The 484-nt window shown below is 44.4% G+C and carries 1 protein-coding gene; it reads left to right on the forward strand.

The genetic code is table 11. The annotated features are described in order from the left end of the window. On the forward strand, positions 1 to 194 hold a 194-nt coding region (locus HX884_RS26750; RefSeq protein WP_178329059.1), incomplete at its 5' end, for an omptin family outer membrane protease. Positions 195 to 484: the final 290 nt, after the last annotated feature.

The raw sequence follows: 484 nt of genomic DNA on the forward strand, positions 1-484 counted from the left end.
GCGCTCCGGATGAATATGATGATCTCATATCAGGAACTTGTTCGCACCTTCCCTATAGCAGTTACGAAGAAGGTAAAGGCGGTACGCAGATTATTGATACCAATACTGGCGAATCGGGCTCTATTGGCGGAGATGCTGCCGGTATTTCAAACCGCAACTATACCATTACCGCGGGTCTGCAATACCGCTTCTGATCCCGTTGTGGTTAATCAAGATCGGGCCCCTGACGGGGCCTTTTTGTGATGTTGAGTTAAACTCACATTGATTCTGACTATTTGTCGTTTTTCAAACTCGTTGCTCCTGAAATATCATCCTTCAAAATTGATAAATGTTCAGGGAGCAAACATGACGCTTGACGTTATATTTCATTTAATGAAGCTGGTCTCACTAGATGAATATTCATACGGCGCCAATTTATCGGCACTGCTGGGGAAGGTGCGAATAAGCAGGTCATTTCTTCCCAAGCTGACTCGCTGATTAAAAT

Origin of the sequence: Enterobacter sp. SECR19-1250, from assembly GCF_013391025.1 — a bacterium.
Classification (GTDB): domain Bacteria; phylum Pseudomonadota; class Gammaproteobacteria; order Enterobacterales; family Enterobacteriaceae; genus Enterobacter; species Enterobacter cloacae.